Below are 1,891 nucleotides of genomic sequence, written 5' to 3' on the forward strand. Positions count from 1 at the left end.
GGGACGGCCCGGGCGCCGGCCACGCCGGCCACCCCGGCCGTCCCGGTGGAGCGCCCGCCGGCCCGCCCCAGGTCCCCACGCCGCCGCTCCCGCGCGGCGTCAGCCTGCTGCCCGCCGCCCTCACCTGGGTCGTCGCGGCCGGCACCACCACCGTCTACCTGGCGCTGGGCGCGGTCCTGGACGGCGCTCGCACCGGCGACGGCGTCCCGCCGGGCGCCGCGGTCGCGGTCGTCGCGGGGGTGCTCGCGCTCGCGGCGGCGGCGTTCGCCGGCCCGCGGCTGAGCCTCGGCGCCGTCGGCCGCCGGGAGGCGGAGCGCCGCGACGTGCTGCTGGACCAGATGTTCCGGCTCGGCGTCGCGTTCCGGACCCAGGAACGCTCCGGCCGGTTCGTGTCGACCGCCACCGACGGCGTCGAGCGGGCCGCCTCCTACGAGGTCACCTTCAAGTTCCCGATCATCGCCTCGATGACCGTCCCGGTGATCGCGCTCGTCGCGCTCGGGGCGGCCGTCGACTGGGTGGTGGCCGGCTGGCTCGCGCTCGCGCTGCCCGCCATCCCGCTGCTCGTGAACGGGTTCCAGCGGCTGTTCCGCAGCGTCTCGGTGCAGTACCGGATGACCGCGCGCCGGTTCGCCGCGCAGTTCCTCGACGCGATCCAGGGCCTGCCGACGTCGACCGCGTTCAACCGCGCGACGGCCAAGGGCGCCGAGCTCGCCCGCAGCGCCGAGCAGCTGCGCCGGATGGTCATGCGGCTGCTCGCGGGCAACCAGGTCGTGCTGCTCGTCATCGACGCCTCGTTCTCCCTGGCGATGGTCGCGGCCGCCGCCGGCCTCGCGATGGCGCGGCTCCGGGACGGCGCGATCACGCCGGGCCAGGCGGTCGCCGTGGTCCTGGTGTCGACCGTGCTGCTGGAGCCGCTCGACCGCGTCGGGCAGGTCTTCTACGTCGGCATGGGTGGGCGGGCCGCGGTCCGCGAGATCGACGCGCTGCTCGCGCAGCCGGCCACCGCGGGCGACACGGCGGGGGTGCGCGCCCCCGTGACCAGCACGTTCCACGTGAATCTGCGCGGCACCGCCGAGGACGGGGCCCCCGGGTCCGACGGGACGGGCGGCCGGCCCGAGGCCGTGGCGCTCGACCACGTCTCCTTCGCCTACCCCGGGGGGCGACCGGTCCTCGACGACGTGTCGTTCACCGTGCCCCGCGGCGGGCGGGTGGCCCTGATCGGCCCGTCCGGCTCGGGCAAGAGCACGGTGGCGGCGCTGATCCAGGCGCACCTGCGCCCCGCGAGCGGGGCCGTGCGCGTCGGCGGCCACGACGCCACCGCCGTCCCCGTGGACTGGGTGCGCGCGCAGACCGCCGTGGTCGCGCAGTCGACCTACCTGTTCACCGGCACGCTCGCGGACAACCTCCGGCTGGCCGCGCCCGACGCCGACGACGACCGGCTGTGGCACGCGCTCGCCGAGGCGAACCTCGCCGACGACGTGCGGCGCTTCCCCGACCGCCTGGCCACCCGGGTCGGCGAGCGCGGGCTGTCGCTCTCCGGCGGCCAGGCGCAGCGCCTCGCCGTCGCCCGCGCGCTGCTCAAGGACGCGCCCGTGCTGCTGCTCGACGAGCCGACCAGCCAGGTCGACGCCGCCTCCGAGGCCGCGCTGGTGGAGGCGCTGGACCGGGCCGGCGAAGGGCGCACCGTCGTCGTGGTGGCGCACCGGCTGAGCACCGTCCGCGGCGCCGACGAGGTGCTGGTGCTCGCGGAGGGGCGCATCGTCGAGCAGGGCCCGCCGGACCGGCTCGGCGGCATCGACTCGTACTACGCCCGCGCGCTGGACCTGTCCGGTGTCGCCGCGGGCCCGCTCACCGAGCAGGAGGCCCGCCCGTGAGCGCCGCCACGCACGCC

The 1,891-nt window shown here is 77.6% G+C and carries 1 protein-coding gene; it reads left to right on the top strand.

Annotated features, from left to right (window positions below; genetic code table 11):
• A partial coding sequence (locus tag MHY85_RS20880) for an ABC transporter ATP-binding protein/permease (RefSeq protein ID WP_239200365.1) occupies nucleotides 1-1,874 on the top strand: 1,874 nt, incomplete at its 5' end.
• Nucleotides 1,875-1,891: the final 17 nt, after the last annotated feature.

This window comes from Cellulomonas sp. ACRRI, from assembly GCF_022346185.1.
In the GTDB taxonomy this organism is placed as follows: Bacteria; Actinomycetota; Actinomycetes; order Actinomycetales; family Cellulomonadaceae; genus Cellulomonas.